Below are 24,656 nucleotides of genomic sequence, written 5' to 3'. Positions count from 1 at the left end.
TCATTAGGTCAGCTATAATACTCAACTATTTTTCAGCGAGACCAGCGCATGCAATTTGAAGATTTCCAGCTCGACCCTAGCTTATTAGAGTCACTCAAGGCCATGGGACACAACACCCCTACCACCATTCAGCAGCAAACCATTCCATTGGCCATGGATCAGCGGGATATTTTAGCGCGTGCGCCAACCGGCACGGGAAAAACGGCCAGCTTTTTACTGCCCGCATTGCAACATTTAATCGATTTCCCGCGTCGTTTTGAAGGTCAAGCACGTATTCTAGTGCTAACACCAACTCGCGAATTAGCCAGTCAAATTCATCGTTACGCCAGCCATTTAGCCACTGGACTCGATCTTAATATCGTCATTATTACTGGCGGTGTGCCATATGGCCCACAAGAAGAAGCATTAGAAAATAACGTCGACTTGTTAATCGCCACCCCGGGTCGATTAATGGAATACTTAGACAAAGATAAATTTGACGCCACTGAAGTTGAAATTTTAATCATTGATGAAGCTGACCGTATGCTTGATATGGGATTCTCATCAGTGGTGCAATCTATTGCCATTGAAGCTCAAGGTCGCAAACAGAATATGTTGTTTTCTGCCACGCTTGAAGGCAATGGTGTAAACCGATTTGCTCGTGAATTGTTAAACGATCCAATCATGGTAGATGTAGAAGCACCACGCAGTGAAAAAGCCAAAGTGCATCAATGGATTCACTTAGCTGATGATCAAGCGCATAAATTTGCATTGTTATGCCATATTCTTCAACAAGAAAATGTTAAACGCACCATAGTGTTTGTAAAAACACGCGAAATGGTTGCTAGTTTGGAAGGGTTACTACTAAAAGCCAATATTCCTTGTGCATTTATGCGTGGCGATATGGAACAGAAAAAACGCTTCCAAGCACTTGGGCGTTTTTCTAAAGGCGAAGTCAATGTGTTATTGGCTACCGATGTAGCAGCTCGAGGAATTGATGTTGATGATATTACCCATGTGATTAACTTTGACATGCCCCGCTCTGCTGATGCATACGTCCATCGAATTGGCCGCACTGCACGCGCAGGCGCCAAAGGAACCGCAATCTCATTGGTTGAAGCACACGATATGCGGATTATCTCTAAAATCGAACGTTATATTGAGTTGCCACTTAAACGCCGTGTCATTGAAGAGCTTCGCCCTAAACACAAAGAAGCCAAAGTGCCAGGTAAGAAAAAAGCGAATGCCAAAGATGCTCGAGTGAAATCGAAAAAGTATAAGAAAAAATAACGTCTAGGCTGATTTATGTTGCCCCTAAAATAAGGCGCCAACTAAATATTAAAGCGAATTACTGAGTAATTCGCTTTTTTATCCCTAAAGCACTATATATCATCATTAACTAGACTTAATATCGCAACAAAGTGTCAAGATGTGTCAATTTATGCACAAAAAACACCCATCGGCAAAATCCCCCCTAAACCGTTAATTGCTATGAATTAAAACTCAAATAATGTATTTTATCCCAAATCATATATGCTAAAAAACCCCGTTTATTAAGCTTTAATTGTCATATCATAAAAAAACGCAAAATTTGAAACATTTTATTTACATCAAACTATTTAGATAAACGCCATACTCTGTTAATTTAGATGATATGAGTAATAAAATGAATCTGAATGAACATGTTAGCCAACGAAGTTAACTGTCTTTAGCATTATTTCAGCATGGATACGCAAAAGAAATGATAAAAATAATACTTAGAAGATTGTCACCACTCCTGATTATTGCCGTGTTTGTTGCCGCAGCCATGTTGCTTATCAGCACGCAAGAAGCTCCCGAGCAAAAAGATGAACCCGTCAGTGTACCGATTATTGACGTGCAAACCGTCACACCACAAACCTTATCGTTTAATTTACCGTCGTACGGCGTAGTTAACCCTAAATATAAAACTCAGCTAGTCACCGAAGTCCAAGGGCGAATGCTGAATATTTCAGCCAATTTTGTTGCCGGTGGCGTGGTTAAAAAAGGCGAACAACTGGCCATTATCGAACCATCAGATTACGAAGCCGATCTCATTCAGGCAGAAGCGACATTGGCACAAGCAACGGCCGAATTAAATGAAGAAAAAGCCCGTGGCGTCGTCGCAAAAATTGAATTTAAAGATTTTGGTAACGGTTTACCGCCAGAACTGGGATTACGCATTCCTCAGCTGAAAAAAGAACAAGCCAACGTCAAATACGCCGAAGCTGCTTTAGCCCGCGCACAACGTAACCTAGCGCGTACGGTTATCCGCGCCCCCTTTGACGGCATCATTAAGGCCCGCAATGTCGACTTAGGTCAGTATGTTACGTTAGGCACAAACCTCGGTGAGCTATACGACACCAGTATTGCCGAAATAAGATTGCCATTAGCAAATGAAGATCTCGCTTATTTAGAGTCTGTCGATAACCCTGAAACTGGAGTCACGCTTACGGCATTGCTAGCAGGTAAACAAGTCTCTTGGAAAGGCAACATCGTGCGCAGCGAAAATGTCATCGACGAAGAGACTCGCATGGTGTATTTAGTAGCAGAAATTCGTGATCCATATTTGCGCAAAAACAAAACCGAAGGTCAATTACCCTTAAAATATGGCAGTTTTGTTAATGCAATCATCACAGGTCGAACCGTTAATGATGTGGTAAAACTACCTCGACATGTAGTGCGCAATGGTCAGGTTGCCGTAGTGGGTGCAGATAACATTATTGAAATTCGCCCAGTGAATATTATTCGCTCAGACATTGATACCATTTATATTCAAGGCAGTTTCAAAGCAAATGAGCGTGTATCAACCACTAGCATTAACAGCTTGAATTCTGGACAAGTCATCAAAGTATTGGGTGAAGAAACCAAGACTGAGCCAGTCGATACTGACACCCAAGCCGCTACGACTGCAGGTGAATAATAATGGATACTAATAAAGGAATTATCGCCTGGTTTGCTCGCAATAGTGTCGCCGCCAACTTACTGATGGCAGCCTTGCTTATTGGCGGTTTGTTTAGTGCTGTACTGATTAATAAAGAAATATTTCCAACCTTTGAATTAAACCTTATCAATATCAATGTGGCCTACCCCGGTGCTGCGCCACAAGAAATTGAAGAAGGTATTAATATAAAAATAGAAGAAGCCATTCAAGATATCAGCGGGATTAAAAAAGTGACGTCGATTGCCAGTGACAGTGTTGGCTCGGTGACAATTGAAGTAGAAGACGGCTATGAAGTGCAACAAGTGCTAGATGAAGCTAAACTGCGTATCGATGCTATTGCGACCTTTCCAGATAACATCGAAAAACCTAATATTTACCAAATAAAGCCAGAAAACAATGTGATTTGGGTGTCTGTCTATGGCGACATGACCCTACATGACATGAAAGAAATGGCAAAAGCGATCAGAGACGATATCACCGATTTACCTGCTGTCACTCGCGCGAAAGTCACTGGTGTTCGCGACTATGAAATCGGCATTGAACTGTCTGAAGACAAGTTGCGTGAATATGGTATTACCTTTACCCAAGTCGCTTTAGCGGTGCAAAACTCATCGATTGATTTACCCGGGGCTCTATTCGAGCCCAAGACGGTGACATCCTACTGCGCACCAAAGGCCAAGCTTATACCGCTGCTGACTTTGCCCAAATTGTGGTAGAAACTCGCGCAGACGGCAGCCGTATTATGTTACCGCAAGTTGCCACCATTAATGATGATTTTGAAGAGCGTCTAGAATACACTCGCTTTAACGGCAAACCTGCTGCCGTCATTGAAATTACCAGTATTGACGATCAAAATGCGTTAGATATTTCATCACAAGTTAAGGCCTATGTTGCCGAACGTAAAAAAAGCTTACCAAGCAATATTCAACTTGATACCTGGGGAGATTTAACTCACTACCTGCAAGGCCGTTTAAACATGATGTTGTCAAACATGTTTTATGGCGCCCTGCTGGTATTTATTATTCTGGCTTTGTTCTTAGATCTTAAGCTCGCTTTTTGGGTCATGATGGGCTTACCGGTGTGCTTTTTGGGCACCATGCTACTCATGCCACTTGAGCCGTTTAACATGTCGATTAACATGCTGACCTTATTCGCGTTTATTCTGGTGCTGGGGATCGTCGTCGACGATGCCATTGTCATCGGCGAAAGTGCCTATACCGAGTTAGAAGAAAACGGCCACTCGTTGGATAACGTGGTAAAAGGAGTACAAAAAGTGGCCATGCCAGCCACTTTTGGGGTTCTCACTACTATTGCGGCCTTTATCCCGATGATCATGGTCTCAGGACCCATGGGCATTATTTGGAAATCCATCGGTATGGTGGTGATTTTGTGTTTAGCGTTTTCGCTGATCGAATCAAAGCTGATTCTACCTGCACATTTAGCTCACATGAAAATAAAAAAACGTAAAGTACCGACACATGTATTCTCACGTATTAAATTTGCTATCAACGAATGGCTTCAGCATTTTATTCATAACACCTATCGCCACTTCCTCGAACGTTGTATTAAACATCGTTATAACGTTGTTGCGGTGTTTGTTGGAGTATTAATTCTATCGTTAGCTTTGGTGCAGAGCGGTAAAGTTCGCTGGGTTTTCTTTCCAGATATTCCATCTGACTTTATTCAAGTTCAACTTGAAATGGAAGAAGGTAGCTCTGAACAGAACACCTTAAAAGTGCTTCAACAAGTGGAAGATGCGTTGTACAAAATGAACGCCAAACTTGAAGATCAATACGGTTACCCAATGGTAAAGCACAGCTATATTGAACTAAGTTCGCGCAGCAGTGCCTTTGTGTTTACCGAGCTGACTAAAGGTGAAGACCGAGAAATAGACGGTGTGGCGATTGCTGAAGAATGGCGCAAGCAATTACCCGAGTTATTATCAGTTAAAAAGCTTAACATCAATGCCAGTACCAACGATGCTGGCGGCGACTTATCGTTCCGCTTAACAGCAACCGACTTAGACCAGTTATCTGAAGCGGCCAAAGTGCTTAAAGCTAAATTGGCCACTTACGAAGGCGTGTATGATATTACTGATAACTTCTCATCAGGTTCACACGAGATCCGCTTAAACATTCGTCCAGAAGCAGAAGCGCAAGGGCTAACATTGTCTGATTTGGCTCGCCAAGTCCGTTACGGCTTTTATGGTTATGAAGCCCAACGTATTTTACGTAATAAAGAAGAAGTTAAAGTCATGGTGCGTTACCCACTAGAGCAACGTCGTACTGTGGGTGATCTTGAAAACATGCTTATCCGCACACCGTCTGGTGCCGCAGTACCATTTTCAACCGTGGCAGATATTGAGTTAGGCGAGTCATATGCGTCTATCACCCGTGTTGATGGTCGTAGAGCTATCACCATTTCGGCCAATGTGAATAAGGATAACGTTGAACCATCGAAAGTGGTCGCTGAAATTCAGGAAGATTTTCTACCTGAATTAACTGCGCGATTCCCTAAAGTGGCTTCAGCTTTGGATGGCGGCAGCTTGGATGAGCAAAATGCCATGTTAGGGTTAGCACAAGGCTTTTTCTTTGCTATGTTTACCATTTACGCCTTAATGGCTATTCCATTAAAATCGTACACTCAACCACTTATTATCATGTCGGTGATCCCGTTCGGCATGATTGGCGCCTTGTTTGGTCATTACATTCTTGGCTTATCCATGAGCGTATTAAGCTTGTGCGGTATTGTGGCGTTAGCTGGGGTAGTGGTAAACGACTCGCTGATTTTGGTCGACTTTGTTAACCGAGCACGCGAAGAAGGTAAATCGTTGATGCAGTCGGCAATCGACTCTGGTTGTTATCGCTTTAGAGCAATTATTTTAACCTCACTCACTACCTTTGTTGGCTTAGTACCGATTATTATGGAAAAAAGCTTACAAGCTAAAATTGTCATTCCAATGGCAACTTCTTTAGCGTTCGGCATTTTGTTTTCTACTGTAGTGACGCTGATTTTAGTTCCTGTGCTGTATATTATCCTTGACGATATAAAACGTACATTAAGCCGTTTTTACCTCTGGTGGTGGCAACCTAAAGCAGTTACAGAACCATTAAGTTCTGACGATCACCATTAACCACGTTAACCACTATTGTTAATCTAAAAAAACAGTGCTAAATAAGCACTGTTTTTTTGCTTTAAAACTGCGAGCTGAGCAACATAGTTACCATCTGTATTTAGCTACAATACTGGCCATGTTCTCCATGGTAAAAACGGTTATGACCACAACCTCAGCTATGCCAACCTTAGTTTACGATATCGGCAATCACCGTTATCTCAATATTACGGCAAGATGCACATTAAGATGCCAGTTCTGCCCCAAGCATAATGGTTCGAAGCAAGTGCACGAGTACGACTTATCTCTCACTCAACGTATTACCGCAGAGGATATTATCCCCTTATTAGGTAATGTAAATGAAGTGGAAGAATACGTATTTTGCGGCTTTGGTGAACCCACTTTAAACCTTGAGTGTTTGCTCGAAGTTGCCCGAGAGATAAAAGCACAAGGTGGACACGTAAGGCTGAATACTGATGGTTTAGGTAATCACTTTCACCGTCGTAATATTTTGCCAGAGCTCAGCCAATGCATAGACAGTTTATCAATTTCACTCAATGCCGATACAGCAGAAAGCTACCAACAACACTGTCGTCCCAAGCTTGAAAACTCATATGAGGCACTGCTTGAATTTATTCAACTGGCTCCTAAATATATACCTCAAGTGCAAGTGAGTGCCATTAATGGACTGGCTAATGTAAACATTGAACGTTGCCGCATTATCGCAGAACAAAACGGCGCAATATTTAAACAACGCGAGTTAGATGTCATTGGTTAAACAAACCAGATCTATTAGTGGATAGACGTTTTCGCCAAAGAAGGCTTCATGTTAGTATTGTTGTAAGAGAATGCTAAAAAAGTGGCACAATGTCTAAACACAAATCAGTGGGTTCTTCAAACACGTTATTAATTTCATCACAAGCGACTCATTGGTCTCAACAGCACATTCTTTCGCTGTTAAGCCAACTTATTATTTTATTAATTGCGGTGTTTATTATCACTAGCATGGTGGTCAATTTAGGCGAACGTCGCCTACAAGAAGATTGGGCCGACCAGCGTTACAGTGAATTACAAACAGTCGCGTCTTTGGCGTCAGACAAAGTATCATTTTTGCAATTTAGAACTCAAACCATTGCAAAAGATGAATTACTGCGGCAATACCTGCTAAACCCATCAGAAAAACTGAAATTAAAAACCATCAAAAGATGGGACTCATTAACTGAAAATATACCAGAGCTTCTTGATCTGGCATTATTTAACCCTCAAGGAGAACTTCAGTTTTCCACTACGGGGAGTTTCAATAACATGCAGCTACCAGCAACATTATTGGGCTCAAGTAAAAATATGGGTGGCAGTGATATTTACACTTCACCAATGGCATTTACTCCCATTAATGGCATATTAGAACCTTATTTTTACCAGTTATCATGGATAGAGAATCCAGACCAAAGTATTAATGGTTATTTGGTCACTTACAATTCTATTGTTAAATTACTTGAAACAATAAAACCCGCTTTTTTCAACCAAAACTCGCCATTACTGCTGCTTGATACTCAAGGGTTTCTTTATGCTGGAGCCAACCAACCCACTCCATTAGACAACATGCCAGACACGCTAGGGGCCAGTTTAAAACAAACTAACCCCGAGTTATGGCGAGTAATGGCAATGAATAACTTTGGTCAGTTTCATAGCCAAGATTCAACTTTTGTATATTTAAAAGTTGAATTAACTAGCCAATATGAAACTAAAAGAGAATACTTTTTATTATCTTACATACGTCATGATGATATTGCAGCTCGGTATGCACAATGGCGAATGGCGATCATTATTGCGGGATGCCTAATCGCACTATTTGCTAGCTTACTGATTATATTAAGGCATCGATTTGTCCTCGAGCGACGAGCAAAACAAAATAGCGTCCAATTGAGTAACGGTCTATTTAACAACGAATTGAGCTGTTTAATTGTCAATGATAGTGGCCGCATCCAAAGTGTAAATGCTAAAGCATCTGCAGCCTTATCACTGCCAATTGATGCCCTCAAAGATCGCAGCATACAAAGAGTACTGCATCTTGATGATGATCGTTTCCATCAAATTAAAGAGGCGTTAACGCTTCATAACCAATGGCGAGGTGAAATCAATTTAGAAACACTTAATAGTAGTATGTTACAGACTCACATTCGCAACGAAAAATGCCCTAACAGTAATGAGCATTACTGGTTGGTCACATTTGAAGATATTACCGCATTAATTGATAGTCAGCGCCAAGCCTATCTCTATCACTTAATGAGCAATGGTGCTGTTGCTTCGGCGCTAACTGATGCCAATGGCCTTATTATAAAATGTAATCACCAATTTGATTTGCTGATGTCTTTACACGGAGACACTAATATTTCGCTTACCGAATTGCTGGGTGATGAACTGGATAATCAATGGCAAAATATTACCGCACAAATTAGTTTACAAGGTGAATGGACTGCGCAAATTATGCCATTTAGTCATAGCCGTTTTACGCATTGCTTAAAAACAACCTTAACAGGTCAACTCACATTTGAAGGGGATATTGAATTTCTTATTTGCACCTTTGAAGAAACGACTCCCGCGATATCAGTCCAAAACAGCAGTAATATAATAGGTCATCGCAGCGCCATTGTATTACGCTTAAACGAGCTTGAAGATTACTTTATTAATCTTAACGAGCTCACCAAAGAAAATTCAAGCTTACTGGTGATGGACATCAATCCAGAAAGCATTTTCAGCAATATGGGTAATATAAGTCAACTTGAAAAGTGCCAAAAAGACATTGAACTGCAATTACTGATTAAGTTACCACTTAATTATCAAATTGCTCAATGGCAACTTGGAAAGCTGGTCATTTTAATGCCAGAGACCAATGCGAATTCAGCACATAAATATGCCATTAATATAATGCAACGATTAGAAGAAATGAATTTAGGCGCAGGGATTAATATTGGCATAGCGAGCTATTTGCAAGCGCAAAGTTTAGATCAATATCTAGCTCATGCTGAAATAGCATTAAAACGTGCAAAGCAGTCCGTTGATCAAAATATTTGCCAAGCTTTTACTCGTTCAATTGATAATGACAGCTACCACGAAAGGGATTAACTCAAAAAATTTACGTAACGGTAGATTCTTTGCGTAACGGTAGATTATGTGACTTTAAAAATTGTATTGTCGTCAGCCAAATAAATGTCGCTTATCACGGGTTGTTAACCTAAATTAACAACCCGCGATATATTGGCAATACTCCCTCATCTTAAGCCACTCCCCTTGTATAAGCATTATTCAATTCAATGCACTATTCATGAACACGGGGATGAGGATTACTGGTAATGTCAGTAAGAATATCATCTGATTCAAGTTTAAAGGGCTGTATATTATCCGGCAGCTGACTTTCTTTAATTTCAACAATACTTGAACGATTCATTGTCACTTTAAAACGCGCATATTCCGGTTGTTTTTTACCATCACGCAACACCGCAACCAAATTAACTTGATAGCGACGCTCAACAGACTCATTACTAATATTACCTTCGTTTTCTGAATATATTTTGGCTTTCCCGCGCTCTAAATGACGAGCAAAAGGCACTAAACTGAAGTTAACTTGCTCTTGAATTTGCGAATAGTCGGCTTCAAAAGGCTTATTGGTAACCTTAGTAGCGATACGATAATGCAGCACTTCTGAATCCACTTTGTTTTGACTATGGCGTTGCTTCATAATTTCAGTTACCACATCAGGGATATCTTGGCTGCGCATAAACTCTAGCCAAACAAGTTGTTTTGCAACCACTGTTTGGGTAGTTGTATCGCGTAAAATACGACTCCAGCGAGGACGTCCTCGTTGAATAAACCGCCACATCGCATTTCGAATGTCCTCTTTGAAAATTTCCCTGAAGCCATAAATAACAGCCAACGTGAGTAATAACGTTAAAGTCAGTTCATTAAAGAAACCTTGAGCTTTTATAATCATCGCTGACACCACCAGCATAACTAAGCCCGTAGCAATTCCTGTAACGAATTTTTTAAGCCCTACGCCTAAAGGTTTTAACTCTTCTTTTAAGACAACCCCTTGCTGAATAAGACGCCTTAACAGCAACATTTTATTAGAGATTCGGTTAGCATCTAGCTGAGTTTGCACTGAATTATATTTACGCTCTTGTTCTCGATAATGATTTTCGCCACGACATAAGCTCAACACTTTATCTTTAACATCACTATAATCAGCACTTCTAGGGCTACGAGATAATGTCTTTAATAATTGCTGTTCGCAAAACCAAGATAAGTAATTATCAGCATGTTCGAAATAAGATTTCCACTTAGGATCACTCGGTTCATTACGACGAAACTTTTTTAACAATTGCGTCACCACATCACAAAGCTCATCCAGCTCAGGATAAAACTCACTAGGATCAGTTTTTTGATGCAATTCTTTACCATCAGTTTCAATAGCAACAGCAAATTGGTATGCGAATAAATTAAGGTATAAACGAAACTCTTCTATGGTTCGTTTATTTAAACTGATAAAACGAGACTGAACTAAAGGTAAATGAAGGCCTTTAGAATAATAAGAACGGCGTCCGAGAATACCACTGTGATAATACTCTTCTTCATCAAAGGTATGCGAACCAACACCCATTTCGGTTGGTAAATAAAAATACAGATCAAATACCCGTTGGTCTCCAGGGCCCATTTGATGGCTGAATTTTATTGATAATGCTTCTTCTTGTTTTACTTTAACTTTTGCCACTATATTTGTTCACACACCTTTTTTCATCAACACAGACCCACTATACCGTAAAGGGAATATTAAGCTAAAAGTTAATTTATTCAATGAAAATTAGTCAGAACTATGCTGTTAATTTAGCTGACAAGCCCACACATTATTGCTTGGAAGAAAATCTAGCCTTGCCTTGGTTAATGTTTTATCTAAATAGCTTATCTGAATCTGTTGGGATACACCTGCCTCTGCTAGCAATTCTTCTGTAGCAATACTAAATTCGTTCTCCAAGTATGGTCGTAACAGACTGTTATATTGCCAGTCAGTCGGTTGTAACGTTAATACTAAATGGTACGTTAATGACCCCATATCAAGTCGTTCAACCTCACCAAATAATTGCGCGATTTCTATGCCATTTGTTAATGACTGTAATCGGTAAGTTAGCTTTGCTTGATTATTTTCAATACTGAACGTTAACTCAGCATTACTTTTTTCAACAGTTAACGGTAATTCACCCAAGTGATTAAAATAACCATCAGCACGACAATCAAAATGCCATACATTAGGAGGGTTGTTAACGCGATGAAGAACATAGGCCACAGTAAACGTAATTAGCACCAAACTTAATATAAAAAAAAGTTTTCCCCTTGAGGATTGTAAAAATCTGCGTATTTTTATATGCCATAATCGAGTCATTGATCTAGCCACAAAGATGTACCTTTTGCAGCCATTGCTGGGTAATAAATGGCGAACTCATGTCATCAACACTGACTTTAAGACTACTGACCACAGGTTCAATCTCACTAGAATCAATCAAAATAAAACTAATATAGTGTTGATTGGAAGATAAAGCCATCGTGATAGAATCCCAGCGTACATGGTGACATAAGCGTAATTGTGAAGCTAAGCAGTCTGCATGTAATAGCACATCTTGTTGATTATCACTTCCAAACACAAATAGTCGAATAACGTGTCCATTTTGCGTTAACACTTGCCGCAATACATCTGCCTGTGTAAACAGAGGGGGATTAAGATTTGAGTAAACAAATAATAATGCACTTAAGAGAATAACGATAATAAATAGATACTGACCGGAAGAGAGTAGTCGATTAGGTAACTCCAATATTTTAGTACGCTTATTCATCGCTGTAGCGTATAGAACCACCCCTTGATCAGGCACATATTCAATCATATTCACATGACGTTTACACAAATAATTAATAATTTTACTGATAATATCCAGTAGTTCAGAATGAGGTATTTGCTGGGGACTGTCGCCAGATATTGCGACAGTTTGAAGCATAGAGAGAGGAACCACTTGGCCGCGATGCAGAGCCAACTGATTTAAGACCCAGTATTCATGATCATTTAAATGCCACTGGGTCGCCGTGGTCTGGTCGATCAGCATACGTTCTGTATTGTCGAACCAACAACATCCTAATTGCATCGCACTGTCTCAGTGTATCGACTGATAAAAAAAGTATACTCTCAAAAGAAGCGCTAAATGGATTCCTTGGTCACGATCTTGTGGATAAGATTATTATTTGTGAGCGAGTCCGCGAATAGTACGATTTTTATGCGCAAAGTATAATTGCATGATAACGAATATAAAAATCGCAAATTTCATTATTATTGTTACAGTGATTGAGATAGAAATGGTTCATTTCATTTGAATCAAACTATAAAAGAACACCTCATAGTATCAATTCTTGGATAGAAATAAGTATTAATTATAATAACTCTATAACGAATGAATTGTAGAACGAATAATCGTAGCCGTGATCGCTGCATAGGCAATAATAAGCCCTTCACTATCCAGTGACTAGGTTAGTACAATGGGGAAAAGTCATTAATATATAAATAAAGTGGTGAGAGAGTTAGTGATGTATAAGCTAAATATTACACTTATTTTAAATCAGCCATAAAAAAAGCTGGCAGAGCCAGCATTTTTATACTTACATTCTAGGTTACATAATTTATGCAGCTAACTTAAAATGAATATAATAATGTCATGTTTGTTTCTGTATCAGTGCTTTCTTTATCATCAAGCGGTTCACTGTTATAACGAACAATAACGGCAAATTTCATCGCTAGAGCACCAACAATATTTGCAGTTAATGAGGTTTCAGAACGAGCATCTAATTTACTACCCCAATCGGCAATAAATTTCTGCTGGAACTTAGATGAATCACTGATCTTGGTTTGGAAATCAATCACCGCGTGAGCAACAACGCTGTCGTCGCTATCATAACCTTCCGCCAGTGCTGATTCGTCATCAAGTTGTTGATATATATAACCAGGACCCGCTTCTGCTTTTAACGACATTCTATCGGTATCAATAAAACGGTGACCATAACCAGCTGAAGTCGTTGAAGTGAAATCATAACCAGTAAATGGATCCACTTCATAGTTAGTATTAGCAAATAAATAGCTCACATCGTTAATTTGATAGTCGCCTTGTACACCAAGAAAATAACGCTTTGCAGTCACTTCATCAGTATCTTCTTTGTACAATCCTTCTAATACATACTCGTTTTCCCAGTCACCTAATTCTTGTTTTAACGCGAAGCGCGCTTTAAACGAAGAAGTATCAGTATTACCAGTGGTTAAAGTCGCACCTAATTCTGCTTCACCAGCAAGAGTGGCATCACCTTCAACAAACTCACTTCCAGCATGTGCTGCAAATGGCATGGTTAGTGTAATAGCTGCAGTAAGTAGCAGTTTTTTCATGTCATTTCGTCCTTTATTTACGATTTACAAACCTAATGTGGGGTCATGCGCTTAAAATTCCCACGCATACTAACACTTTGCTCGCAGAATTGAAAAAATAGTCATACCGCTAAGCGCCAAGCAACAAGGATCTTAGCTTACCAACGGCAAATGCGCCAACGCCATATCATAGAGAACCCTCTAATCCATTCATCAAGCACTAAGGCGGCCCAAACACCCAATAAACCATACTCTAAGTGGATCCCCGAGATAATAAGCACCTGGTACCGCAATATGACTCCTGGTTTATCATAAAAGTGTTAATTGCTGCCGTTAAAAACGTGTAAAGCAAAATAGACGAATAGTGGCCAAGTCAGTAAAATAACGATAAAGGTGTATTTGGCTTAACAGCCCCTAGTAATTCAACTATTAAGATGGCTAACAGCATAAAGGTTATATCAGTAAGCTATGATATTTAGGGGCAATTTTTAAGGCGAGGATAATGCTAGATAGCGTTTAAAAAACAACATTTTTTCGTTATTTATTGACAAAAAAATCAGCTCATTCAAAAAATGAGCTGATTTGCTTTTTTAACGTAAAACTGGCTTACATGATTTTAGGGTCAAGTTCACCAGATTGATAAGCTTTATACATTGCTTGCAGTGATTTAGGCTTAATTTTAGAACCCATCCCCGCACAACCAAATGCTTCATAACGAGTTGTACAAATGTCAGCCATTGCTTCCATTGACGCTTTTAAGAATTTACGCGGGTCAAATTCTGCTGGGTTTTCGGCTAAGAATTTACGTACTGCACCCGTTGATGCTAAACGTAAATCCGTATCAATGTTCACTTTACGAACACCGTGCTTAATACCTTCAACAATTTCTTCTAACGGTACACCGTAAGTTTCTGGTATTTGACCACCATATTTGTTGATGATCTGCAGCCATTCTTGTGGTACTGAAGACGAACCGTGCATCACTAAGTGCGTATTAGGGATACGCGCATGGATTTCTTTAATACGATCAATACGTAACACATCACCAGTAGGCTTACGGCTAAACTTATAAGCACCATGGCTAGTACCAATAGCAATAGCTAATGCGTCAACATGGGTATCAGCAACGAAACGCGCCGCTTCTTCAGGGGTGGTTAGCATTTGATCCATACTAAGGGTACCAACAGCACCAATACCATCTTCTTCGCCTGCTTGACCCGTTTCTAAACTGCCTAAACAACCAATTTCACCTTCAACCGACACACCACAAGCATGAGCAAAAGCGACAGTACGACGAGTCACATCAACGTTGTAGTCATAAGATGCAGGTGTTTTACCATCGGCCATAAGTGAGCCATCCATCATTACTGATGACATGCCTAACTGGATCGAACGCTGACAAATATCAGGGTCAGTACCATGGTCTTGATGAATACACACAGGAATATCAGGATACTGCTCAAGCGCAGCTGCCATAAGATATTTTAGAAACTGTGGACGAGCATATTTACGTGCACCAGCAGATGCTTGCACAATTACAGGGCTGTCTGTTGCTTCAGCCGCTTGCATAATTGCGCGCATTTGCTCAAGGTTATTTACGTTAAATGCAGGGACGCCATAATCATGCTCAGCAGCATGATCAAGTAGTTGTCGTAGAGAGATAAGAGCCATTTCGTTCTCCATTAATAGGGTGATTACTCACCTAGGTCGCTATCGTTTGGACGGATTGTTAACTCTGCGACAACCTAATTCCATTAGGCTGTAACAGAGCATTTTTTATAATAATTATTATTAGGTTTTACGGTAAAATACTTGATGCGTGAACTAAGCGCCACGTTTTTCAAGCATTGCAACTGCAGGCAACTCTTTACCTTCTAAAAACTCAAGGAAAGCGCCACCACCAGTAGAGATGTAAGATACTTTGTCAGCAATATTATATTTATCTACTGCGGCTAAGGTGTCGCCACCACCAGCAATAGAAAATGCTTTTGACTCCGCAATAGCTTGTGCTATACGTTTAGTACCTTCACCGAATTGATCAAACTCAAACACACCCACTGGACCATTCCAGACGATAGTGCCGGCTTGTTCAATAATTTTTGCCAATACTTCAGCACTCTCAGGGCCGATATCAAATATCATATCACTGTCAGTGACATCACTCACCGATTTCAGCGTAGCAACAGCCGTAGGGCTAAATTCGCTTGCCACGACCACATCAGTAGGGACAGGAATATCACCACCGCGACTTCGAGCATTGGCCACAAGACGCTTTGCTTCTTCCACTAAATCAGCTTCATACAATGATTTACCGACATTATAACCCGCAGCTGCAATAAAGGTATTGGCAATACCACCACCCACAACAAGCTGGTCAACCTTGGTTGACAGGCTTTCAAGTACGGTTAACTTGGTTGACACTTTTGATCCACCAACAATTGCCACCATTGGACGAGCTGGATTATGAAGCGCTTTACCTAATGCATCTAATTCTTGGGCTAATAACGGACCCGCACAGGCTATAGGAGCATAAACGCCTACGCCGTGAGTCGACGCTTGAGCGCGATGAGCGGTACCAAATGCATCCATGACATACACATCACATAAGGCAGCCATTTTTTTAGATAACGTCTCATCGTTTTTACCTTCACCAATATTAAAGCGAACGTTTTCAAATACGACGACTTCACCCACATTAACCTCAACGCCATCAAGATAATCACTCACTAAGCGTACAGAGCAATCAAGGGCTTTGACCAAATATTCAACCACAGGTTTCATTGAATACTCTGGGTTAAACTCACCTTCGGTAGGGCGACCCAAATGCGACATCACCATGACTGCCGCACCTTTTTTGAGTGCGAGTTTAATAGTAGGTAATGAAGCTCGTAAACGCGCATCACTGGTTACTAAACCATCGCTGACAGGTACATTTAAATCTTCACGAATAAGCACACGCTTATTTTGTAGATCTAAATCTGTCATGTTAATAATTGCCATAATTAGCAGTTCCTTTTTAAGTTAATACGAAATCTTACTGCGCAACCGGCTTACCCCATTGCGACATAATTGATGTTATTGGTCCAATTTTGCTTGGATCATCGCTAAACTGGTATCCAGCATGCGGTTAGCAAAACCCCATTCGTTATCGCACCATAATAATAATTTGACCAAGTGGCCGGCACTAACACGGGTTTGAGTACCATCAACAATACTTGAACGGGGGTCGTGGTTAAAGTCACACGATACTAATGGTTCGTCAGTGTAACCCAAAATACCATTAAAACTGCCGTTTGATGCACGCTCTAGCACACTGTTGATTTGCTCGATATTGACTTTTTTAGCAAGTGTGACAGATAAATCGATCGCGGTAACATTAATGGTAGGCACCCGAACAGATATAGCTTCAAATTTATCCTTCATGTGCGGCAGAATACGCTCAATGCCTCGGGCTAATTTAGTATCTACCGGAATAATTGATTGGCCAGCTGCACGAGTTCGACGCAGATCATCATGATAGGCATCAATCACCTGCTGATCATTCATCGCCGAGTGAATAGTCGTAATAGCGCCACTTTTGACTTTAAAATGTTTATCCAACACATCAATAACCGGGACAATACAGTTGGTAGTACAAGAAGCGTTAGAAATAACGGTATGTTCTGCACGTAGTAGGTCATGATTAACACCATAAACAATGGTGCCATCAACGTCTGCAGAAGAAGGATTGCTAATGAGTACTTGTTTAGCGCCTGCATGAATGTGTGCTTCGCAAGCTTGGCGATCAACTAAACTGCCGGTGGCTTCATAAACGATATCAATATCGAGTTCTGCCCATGGCAATAAACTCGCATCCGCTTGATTGAGCAGCTGTATGCTGTCATCACCAATCAATAACTTGTCACCGTCGAGTTTAACCTTGTGCTTAAAACGGCCATGAGTGGTGTCATATTGAGTTAAATGACAAATGGCTTCTGGCTTTGCCAACTCATTGATCGCCACTATTTGAATTTGTTGACGTTTACCCGATTCATACAAGGCACGAAGTATTGAACGGCCAATTCGGCCATAACCATTAATTGCAACTCGAATCATTTAGGGTCCAGAGTAATTAACCAAAGCACTTATTATTGAGTCAGTTATAAATAAAACACTGAAACATTAGCGACTTAAATATATTACTTTACGTGAATTAAAGACATAAAAAAACGGCCTACAAGAGTATTGCAGGCCGTTATTATACAGATTAAACACCTAATAGATAAGTGTTTAATCTCAGATGATTATCCTAAAGACTGGACAGTTTTTACGACATTATCAACAGTGAAGCCGAAATATTTAAGTAATTCAGCACCTGGGGCAGACTCACCAAAGGTCGTCATACCCACCACGCCACCGTCAAAACCAATATATTTGTACCAGAAATCAGCGTGTGCAGCTTCAATTGCGACACGTTTAGTCACTGCTTTTGGTAATACGGACTCTCTGTATGCAGCATCTTGCTTATCAAACTCAGTCGTAGAAGGCATAGAAACAACCCGTACTTTTTGACCTAGTTTAGTGAGTTCAGCGGCTGAATCCATGGCTAATTGCACTTCTGAACCTGTGGCAATTAAGATGACATCAGCAGTGCCTTGGCAATCAGACAGTACATAACCACCTTTAGCTACGTTCGCTAATTGCTCAGAGGTACGCGCTTGAGCTTTAAGGCCTTGACGGCTAAAGATGAGAGATGTTGGAGCATTGCGACGTTCAATTGCAATTTTCCAAGATACAGCCGTTTCTGCTGCATCACATGGACGCCATACGGCCATATTAGGTGTTAAACGCAAGTTAGCTAATTGCTCAACTGGTTGATGAGTAGGGCCATCTTCGCCTTGACCAATAGAATCATGGGTATAAACGAAAATATTTTGAATACCCATTAATGCAGACATACGTACTGCATTACGCGCATATTCCATAAACATCATGAAAGTCGCACCATAGTTAATAAAACCACCATGTAGTGATGCACCATTCATAATACCGCTCATACCGAATTCACGCACACCGTAGTAGATGTAGTTACCGGCTGGATCATCTTGAATACCTTTAGAACCAGACCAAAGGGTTAAGTTAGAACCCGCTAAGTCGGCACTGCCACCAAGTAATTCAGGCAACATCGCACCAAATACACCAATGGCATTTTGCGATGCTTTACGACTAGCAATATTTTCGGCTTTGTCTTGGCTTTCTTGGATAAACGCTTGTGCTTTTGTTTCGAAATCAGCAGGCAATTCACCTTTTAATACCCGGCGATCATATTCTGCAGCGAGCTCAGGGTAAGCGGCTTGATAAGCTGCAAAATGCTCATCCCATAACGACTCATTGCTGGCACCCTTTTGCTTAGCATCCCAACCAGCATAAACCTCTGATGGAATTTCAAAAGGAGCATATGGCCAGTTTAAGAATTCACGAGCGGCTGCAATTTCAGCATCGCCTAATGGCGCACCATGGCAATCATGACTACCTGATTTATTCGGTGAGCCAAAACCAATAATTGTTTTACAACAAATCATTGATGGCTTATCTGTAACCGATCTCGCTTCTTCAATTGCAGCACGGATAGCCTCTGGATTATGGCCATCGACACCAGCAATAACATGCCAACCGTACGCTTCAAAACGCTTAGGTGTGTCATCAGTGAACCAGCCTTCAACATTACCATCGATTGAAATACCGTTGTCATCCCAAAATGCCACTAACTTGCCAAGACCTAACGTTCCGGCTAATGAACAGGCTTCATGAGAAATACCTTCCATTAAACAACCATCACCCAAGAAACAGTATGTGAAATGATCGACAATGTCGTGTCCCGGACGGTTAAATTGAGCCGCTAAGGTTTTTTCTGCAATAGCCATACCCACAGCGTTACTGATACCAGCGCCTAAAGGTCCGGTAGTCGTTTCAATGCCTGGAGTGTAACCATATTCAGGATGTCCTGGAGTTTTTGAATGCAATTGGCGGAATTGCTTTAGCTCTTCCATAGGTAATGCATAACCAGATAAATGCAGTAAAGAGTATATAAGCATAGAGCCATGACCGTTTGATAACACAAAACGATCGCGATCGACCCACTTAGGATTAGTTGGATTGTGCTTTAGAAAATCATTCCATAGCACTTCGGCGATATCAGCCATGCCCATCGGGGCACCGGGATGGCCAGAATTGGCTTTTTGAATCGCATCCATACTTAGGGCGCGAATGGCATTAGCGAGTACTTTACGAGATGACATGCTCTCTCCTGCTTGTTTTTATGATCTAGCTGGCAATTGTGAAGCCATATTTTCCCCTACAAGGCGATATGACGCAAATTAAAATTACTCTCATTACACATTTTAATGATCAACTAACTGAATTTTGCTCATATAGAAGTACAAAAAGCTAAATTATTTCATTATACAAGCTGATCAGATACCCATAATCAATACTCACTATACGAGTAATTATTTATTGACAACAACAGTCAAAAAAATCTCAATAGCAATAAAACATCGTCTTTCATTACTGGTGAAAACCGAATAACTCACACTGATATTGTTCAACTCTTAGCAGCAGAGTGATTAAATACAATAGTTAAACCCAAAAATAACATTTTGAATCATAGATTTAATTAGCCTTCCTACTAAACATTGTTTTTGTGAATAAAAAATATTCATGCATTAGTGCACAATTATCGAGATAAATTCGTATAGGGGGGTGTTATCAAAATCAAATTCGACTAAAATAGCCGTCTAGACGTATATTCAATTGCAACCAACGAGATTCCCCTATTATGGCAAAGCACTTGTTTACCTCTGAGTCTGTCTCAGAAGGTCATCCAGATAAAATAGCCGATCAGATTTCTGATGCGGTATTAGACGCGATACTTGAGCAAGATCCAAAAGCTCGTGTTGCGTGCGAAACGTATGTTAAAACCGGTATGGTATTAGTAGGTGGTGAAGTTACCACTTCTGCTTGGGTAGATATTGAAGAAATTACCCGCAAAACGGTACGCGAAATTGGCTACACCAATTCAGATATGGGTTTTGATGCAGATTCATGTGCAGTACTAAATGCCATTGGCAAACAGTCTCCAGATATTAATCAAGGTGTTGATCGTGCCGATCCTGCTGAGCAAGGCGCTGGCGATCAAGGCTTAATGTTCGGTTATGCAAGCAATGAAACTGATGTATTAATGCCTGCACCTATTACTTACGCCCATAAATTAGTTAAGCGTCAGTCTGAAGTGCGCAAAAACGGTACACTACCGTGGTTACGTCCAGATGCGAAAAGCCAAGTCACTTTTGCCTACGATAACGGCAAAATCATTGGCATTGATGCAATTGTATTATCAACTCAACATCGTGAAGACATTAAACAAGCTGATTTGATTGAAGCCGTAATGGAAACCATCATTAAGCCTGTGTTACCTGAACAATGGTTAAATAAAGACACTAAATACTTTATTAACCCTACAGGGCGTTTTGTTATTGGCGGACCCGTTGGTGACTGTGGACTAACAGGACGTAAAATTATCGTTGACACATATGGTGGCATGGCGCGTCATGGTGGTGGTGCTTTCTCTGGTAAAGACCCATCAAAAGTTGACCGTAGTGCTGCTTATGCTGCACGTTATGTGGCTAAAAATATTGTTGCTGCGGGTCTTGCTGATCGTTGCGAGTTACAAGTGTCTTATGCGATTGGTGTTGCAGAACCAACCTCTATCAGTATCGAAACTTTCGGTACTGGTAAGGTGTCTCAAGAAGTGTTAATTAAATTGGTTCGTCAACACTTTGAACTACGTCCATATGGCTTAACAGCAATGTTAGATTTAGCACGTCCAATCTATCAACAGACTGCTGCTTATGGCCACTTTGGTCGAGATATCTTCCCTTGGGAAGCAACAGATAAAGCTGAAATCCTTCGTGCAGACGCTGGATTATAATAAGCTAACTGTCTATGTCATTTTAACCTAGCATTTGTAAACTAAGTTAATAGCATAGAAAAATAAAACCGCCATTAGGCGGTTTTATTTTTTCTGTTTTGTAGCAATAACAACATATAACATTAATAACATCATTATTTGATTTTAAAATGGCTCACATTATGTATCAACCAACTTGGCTAAACACAAAGATAACTGGAAATCAGCAACCTTCTGTTGCCATTAGAGAATGGTCCGCAATCAAATTATTCTACCGTCAACATATGCCTTATGCTCGATTGGCCCAAAAAGAATCTGTTGCTGTCATCCATCATGTTCAACCAACACTCACGAATGACACAGAATTGAGCCAGCAAATAATCATTGCCGCAATAAGAGTTAAACCTGTAGGCCAATATCAATTAATAAGTGGATTGTTAGTCCATCCTGACTATCGTGGCCAGCAAGTATCAACTCAACTATTACAATTTATCGCACCAAAATTAATCGTTAAAGATTGTTTCTTATTTGCCCATCCGTGGTTAATAAGCTTATATCAACAACAGCAATTTATAGTAAGAGAGCCAAGTGAATTATCCACATTGCCAGCAGAAATAACTCAATTATATCACCGGTATCACAGTGAACAGCGACCATTAATATTGATGCAACTTAGTGAGCTAAATGACATCAATGGGCTTAAGTCAGAATAAGTCCAATTCAAATAAACCTAATTCAGTCTAATCTTAAATCAACTTAAACTTACATCAAGACAGCACTTGTAAGTCAATTAGCAGTGATCGAAATGGGCCGTTTCAATACACATAAACGACACTTGCTGCATGGTCATAATCGGCACATCTTTAACAATGATTGAGGCCGTGTTAATCAGCTCTATTTGGGAAACCAATGTTATTGCAGCATTATAATCATTGGTTATGCCACAAAATATCCACATCTCTTTCCAACGAACAAAATACCCAGAATGTTGCACTTGAGAATTAACCGCATCTTGAAAGTGCGCTTCAATACATTGATACGGTTCCCCAGCATCAGACAGTACTGCAGCAATTAACTTCACGTTGTCAAACGCCGAAAGCCTTAAGCTTAGGTATGGTGCAAAAAGTGTTTCAAAATCAATGTTCGTCATATTATTAATAAGTAACCATGTTGATGTAAACTCATTTTAACTGCTTAGCCTATGTTGCTAATCAAGCAATATTACTCGTCGCAAGTAAGTAATAATCACGTTGCTCAAAGCTAAATTGATCAATCTCTGTCATTGCCGCTTTTTGTTTATGCGCAGCCAATGAACGAGCGTTGTCGGCGGCGACATAGGTCACCATAAATGGAAAAGTATCACGTACTTGCCGTTTTAATTCACTCACTAACGCCGCGAAAATACCTTGACCACGCTTCGACTCTTGAATCCAAACGGGGCCATATTGACAAGAGTTAGTTGTTGATATTGCTTGACCATTTAAATCGGCAAACTTAATTTTTTGAATAATATGGCGGTATAAAGGTTGTGCGGAAAAAAATGACCATTTTGCAGCCATTACATAACCAACAATATGCCCTTGTTCTTCTGCGACAAGAAACCAATGTTGATTAATTAACTGAATAACCTCACCTTTTCTCAGCGAATGAGCATGTAGTTGGCTATTAGAGTCTAACAACTCATCATCAACATGAGCACGCTCTAACTGCACTATGGCAGCAACATCGGTTAATAACGCCTTACGGATAATAAATGACAATGATTATTCCTTTGACTCTGAATTGGGAGATTGATTCTTAGCCCATTCTATCACTAGCGCAACAGGTAACGGAGACATAATTAATGTGCCCACACCAATAAGTAAAGCGATAACCAACATGCCGCTGACTTGTTGAGCAAGATCACTTTGCCAGTATAGTCCTACGCCCAGCAACAACATGATTACCCCAACAAAATGCAATACTTTGACTATTTTGATCATTTGAGACTCTTTAATAGGTTAAATAATGTTAATTCATCCAAAACATTACATTTATTTACTCTTTTATTACTGTTCAAGTAGTAGAATAACCGCAATGTTTTCGTTTTTGGACCCATCTCAGCATGATAAAGCATATTCTCGGCGCCACTGTAATATTTTTAGGCCTTAGTGCTTGCCAAAGCCAACCACAAGTTGTCTCTAATGAACAATTAATGGGTCGTTGGCATGTAGACGTTGTCCTCGATACTCCAACCATTAATAATAGCCCAGCAAATTTAGTGTTTGCCCCAAATGGTCAGCTAACAGGTAATAATAGTTGTAATCAATTTTCTGGTCATTACGCTCAGCAAGGTAACTTACTGCAACTGGCTCCGTCAGATTCAACCATGAAAGCTTGTGTCGATAGCTTAATGACTCAAGAAGCTGATCTGATGAAGGCGATATCATTAGTGCAGCAAATTGATTTTTCAAAAGGAAAACTCAATTTATTATCAAAAAAGGGTGATACGTTATTGGTACTAACAAAGCAATCGTTACCCTTATCTTAAATCCATCGTTTAAATAAATCATCGGATTGGCTATAAGTGTCAGCTTAAATTTCCACTATAAAAATGAATTTTTATTCAACTATTTTGATTCTTTCTTGACTTAATAAGTCAATCTATTCAAAATGTGCTAGTTTTTTGAATAATAACTATAAGTTGAATTATCACTATGCCAGCGACAAGAAATCAGGATGAGCTCGTGCGAACTTTTAAAGCGATTCTCAAAGAGGAACGTTTTGGAAGCCAAAGCGAGATTGTTATTGCGCTTCAAGCCGAAGGATTCGGTAATATTAATCAATCTAAAGTATCTCGCATGCTCAGCAAGTTTGGTGCTGTGCGAACTCGAAATGCTAAGCAAGAAATGGTGTATTGTCTTCCTGCCGAGCTAGGAGTCCCTACTGCAGGTAGCCCCGTTAAAAACTTAGTACTGGATGTTGATCATAATCAAGCCATGATAGTGGTCAGAACCAGCCCTGGTGCAGCGCAGTTAATTGCACGTTTGCTTGATTCAATAGGCAAGCCTGAAGGGATATTAGGTACTATTGCAGGCGATGATACTATTTTCATTTGCCCTGCAAGTATAAAAACTATCGATGATACATTAGAAACAGTTAGATCTTTATTCAATTATAGTGAATAAAAAACCATTCCAATAAAAAAGCAATGCCATGGCATTGCTTT

20 protein-coding genes and 1 pseudogene are annotated in these 24,656 nt (G+C 40.1%); 9 read left to right on the top strand and 12 right to left on the bottom strand.

Annotation, left to right across the window (positions count from 1 at the left end):
- The first annotated feature begins 48 nt into the window (after positions 1–48).
- From srmB to FCN25_RS13650, 5 genes and pseudogenes are all read left to right on the top strand, one after another.
- Complete coding sequence (gene srmB, locus FCN25_RS13670) at positions 49–1,269, top strand: ATP-dependent RNA helicase SrmB (protein ID WP_137225682.1); 1,221 nt, start codon at positions 49–51, stop codon at positions 1,267–1,269.
- A gap of 451 nt (positions 1,270–1,720) precedes the next feature.
- Positions 1,721–2,920, top strand: a complete 1,200-nt coding sequence (locus tag FCN25_RS13665) for an efflux RND transporter periplasmic adaptor subunit (protein ID WP_137225680.1) — start codon at positions 1,721–1,723, stop codon at positions 2,918–2,920.
- A 2-nt stretch (positions 2,921–2,922) separates the two neighbouring features.
- Positions 2,923–6,074, top strand: a pseudogene (locus FCN25_RS13660) (efflux RND transporter permease subunit).
- Positions 6,075–6,216: 142 nt separating this feature from the next.
- Positions 6,217–6,831 carry a TatD family nuclease-associated radical SAM protein gene (locus FCN25_RS13655; RefSeq protein WP_175405875.1) on the top strand — a complete coding sequence of 205 codons (615 nt, stop codon included), beginning with the start codon at positions 6,217–6,219 and terminating at the stop codon, positions 6,829–6,831.
- 89 nt (positions 6,832–6,920) lie between these two features.
- Positions 6,921–9,179, top strand: coding sequence for a PAS domain-containing protein (locus FCN25_RS13650; protein ID WP_137225676.1), 2,259 nt, complete (start codon positions 6,921–6,923; stop codon positions 9,177–9,179).
- Between the two features lie 193 nt (positions 9,180–9,372).
- Here the strand turns inward: FCN25_RS13650 and FCN25_RS13645 are convergent, their stop codons facing one another.
- The 9 genes from FCN25_RS13645 to tkt form a co-directional block, all read right to left on the bottom strand.
- Positions 9,373–10,821 carry a hypothetical protein gene (locus FCN25_RS13645; RefSeq protein ID WP_137225674.1) on the bottom strand — a complete coding sequence of 483 codons (1,449 nt, stop codon included), beginning with the start codon at positions 10,819–10,821 and terminating at the stop codon, positions 9,373–9,375.
- Positions 10,822–10,929: 108 nt separating this feature from the next.
- The gene (locus FCN25_RS13640; RefSeq protein WP_137225672.1) at positions 10,930–11,391 is read right to left on the bottom strand and encodes a hypothetical protein; all 462 of its coding nucleotides are present in this window, start codon (positions 11,389–11,391) and stop codon (positions 10,930–10,932) included.
- A 100-nt stretch (positions 11,392–11,491) separates the two neighbouring features.
- Positions 11,492–12,238, bottom strand: a complete 747-nt coding sequence (locus FCN25_RS13635; RefSeq protein ID WP_137225670.1) for a hypothetical protein — start codon at positions 12,236–12,238, stop codon at positions 11,492–11,494.
- A gap of 542 nt (positions 12,239–12,780) precedes the next feature.
- Entirely contained in the window at positions 12,781–13,521 is a 741-nt protein-coding gene (locus FCN25_RS13630; RefSeq protein WP_137225668.1) for a DUF481 domain-containing protein, read from the bottom strand.
- A gap of 137 nt (positions 13,522–13,658) precedes the next feature.
- Positions 13,659–13,793, bottom strand: coding sequence for a hypothetical protein (locus FCN25_RS21270; protein WP_302628587.1), 135 nt, complete (start codon positions 13,791–13,793; stop codon positions 13,659–13,661).
- A gap of 313 nt (positions 13,794–14,106) precedes the next feature.
- Positions 14,107–15,171, bottom strand: a complete 1,065-nt coding sequence (fba, locus tag FCN25_RS13625) for a class II fructose-bisphosphate aldolase (protein WP_137225665.1) — start codon at positions 15,169–15,171, stop codon at positions 14,107–14,109.
- Positions 15,172–15,324: 153 nt separating this feature from the next.
- Positions 15,325–16,500, bottom strand: coding sequence for a phosphoglycerate kinase (locus tag FCN25_RS13620; RefSeq protein ID WP_137225663.1), 1,176 nt, complete (start codon positions 16,498–16,500; stop codon positions 15,325–15,327).
- Between the two features lie 75 nt (positions 16,501–16,575).
- The gene (gene epd, locus FCN25_RS13615) at positions 16,576–17,595 is read right to left on the bottom strand and encodes an erythrose-4-phosphate dehydrogenase (protein ID WP_137225661.1); all 1,020 of its coding nucleotides are present in this window, start codon (positions 17,593–17,595) and stop codon (positions 16,576–16,578) included.
- Between the two features lie 188 nt (positions 17,596–17,783).
- A complete protein-coding gene (tkt, locus tag FCN25_RS13610; RefSeq protein ID WP_137225659.1) occupies positions 17,784–19,778 on the bottom strand; it encodes a transketolase in 1,995 nt (664 codons plus the stop codon).
- A 539-nt stretch (positions 19,779–20,317) separates the two neighbouring features.
- Between tkt and metK the strand changes: the two genes are divergently transcribed.
- Together metK and FCN25_RS13600 are read left to right on the top strand one after the other, a co-directional pair.
- A complete protein-coding gene (gene metK / locus FCN25_RS13605; RefSeq protein ID WP_137225657.1) occupies positions 20,318–21,469 on the top strand; it encodes a methionine adenosyltransferase in 1,152 nt (383 codons plus the stop codon).
- Positions 21,470–21,630: 161 nt separating this feature from the next.
- Positions 21,631–22,161, top strand: coding sequence for a GNAT family N-acetyltransferase (locus tag FCN25_RS13600; RefSeq protein WP_175405874.1), 531 nt, complete (start codon positions 21,631–21,633; stop codon positions 22,159–22,161).
- Positions 22,162–22,238: 77 nt separating this feature from the next.
- Here the strand turns inward: FCN25_RS13600 and FCN25_RS13595 are convergent, their stop codons facing one another.
- The 3 genes from FCN25_RS13595 to FCN25_RS13585 form a co-directional block, all read right to left on the bottom strand.
- Entirely contained in the window at positions 22,239–22,598 is a 360-nt protein-coding gene (locus tag FCN25_RS13595) for a hypothetical protein (RefSeq protein ID WP_137225653.1), read from the bottom strand.
- Between the two features lie 61 nt (positions 22,599–22,659).
- Positions 22,660–23,208 (bottom strand): GNAT family N-acetyltransferase, encoded by a 549-nt coding sequence (locus FCN25_RS13590; protein ID WP_137225651.1) that lies wholly within the window; start codon positions 23,206–23,208, stop codon positions 22,660–22,662.
- A 3-nt stretch (positions 23,209–23,211) separates the two neighbouring features.
- Positions 23,212–23,430, bottom strand: coding sequence for a hypothetical protein (locus FCN25_RS13585; protein WP_137225649.1), 219 nt, complete (start codon positions 23,428–23,430; stop codon positions 23,212–23,214).
- Positions 23,431–23,552: 122 nt separating this feature from the next.
- Here FCN25_RS13585 and FCN25_RS13580 point away from each other — a divergent pair, with 122 nt between their 5' ends.
- Together FCN25_RS13580 and argR are read left to right on the top strand one after the other, a co-directional pair.
- Entirely contained in the window at positions 23,553–23,978 is a 426-nt protein-coding gene (locus FCN25_RS13580; RefSeq protein ID WP_137225647.1) for an META domain-containing protein, read from the top strand.
- Between the two features lie 166 nt (positions 23,979–24,144).
- Positions 24,145–24,615 (top strand): transcriptional regulator ArgR, encoded by a 471-nt coding sequence (gene argR, locus FCN25_RS13575; protein ID WP_101034246.1) that lies wholly within the window; start codon positions 24,145–24,147, stop codon positions 24,613–24,615.
- The last annotated feature ends 41 nt before the right edge of the window (positions 24,616–24,656 follow it).

Origin of the sequence: Shewanella sp. MEBiC00475 (assembly GCF_005234075.1) — a bacterium.
Classification (GTDB): domain Bacteria; phylum Pseudomonadota; class Gammaproteobacteria; order Enterobacterales; family Shewanellaceae; genus Shewanella; species Shewanella polaris.
This window is presented reverse-complemented; position numbering and strand designations above follow the sequence as displayed.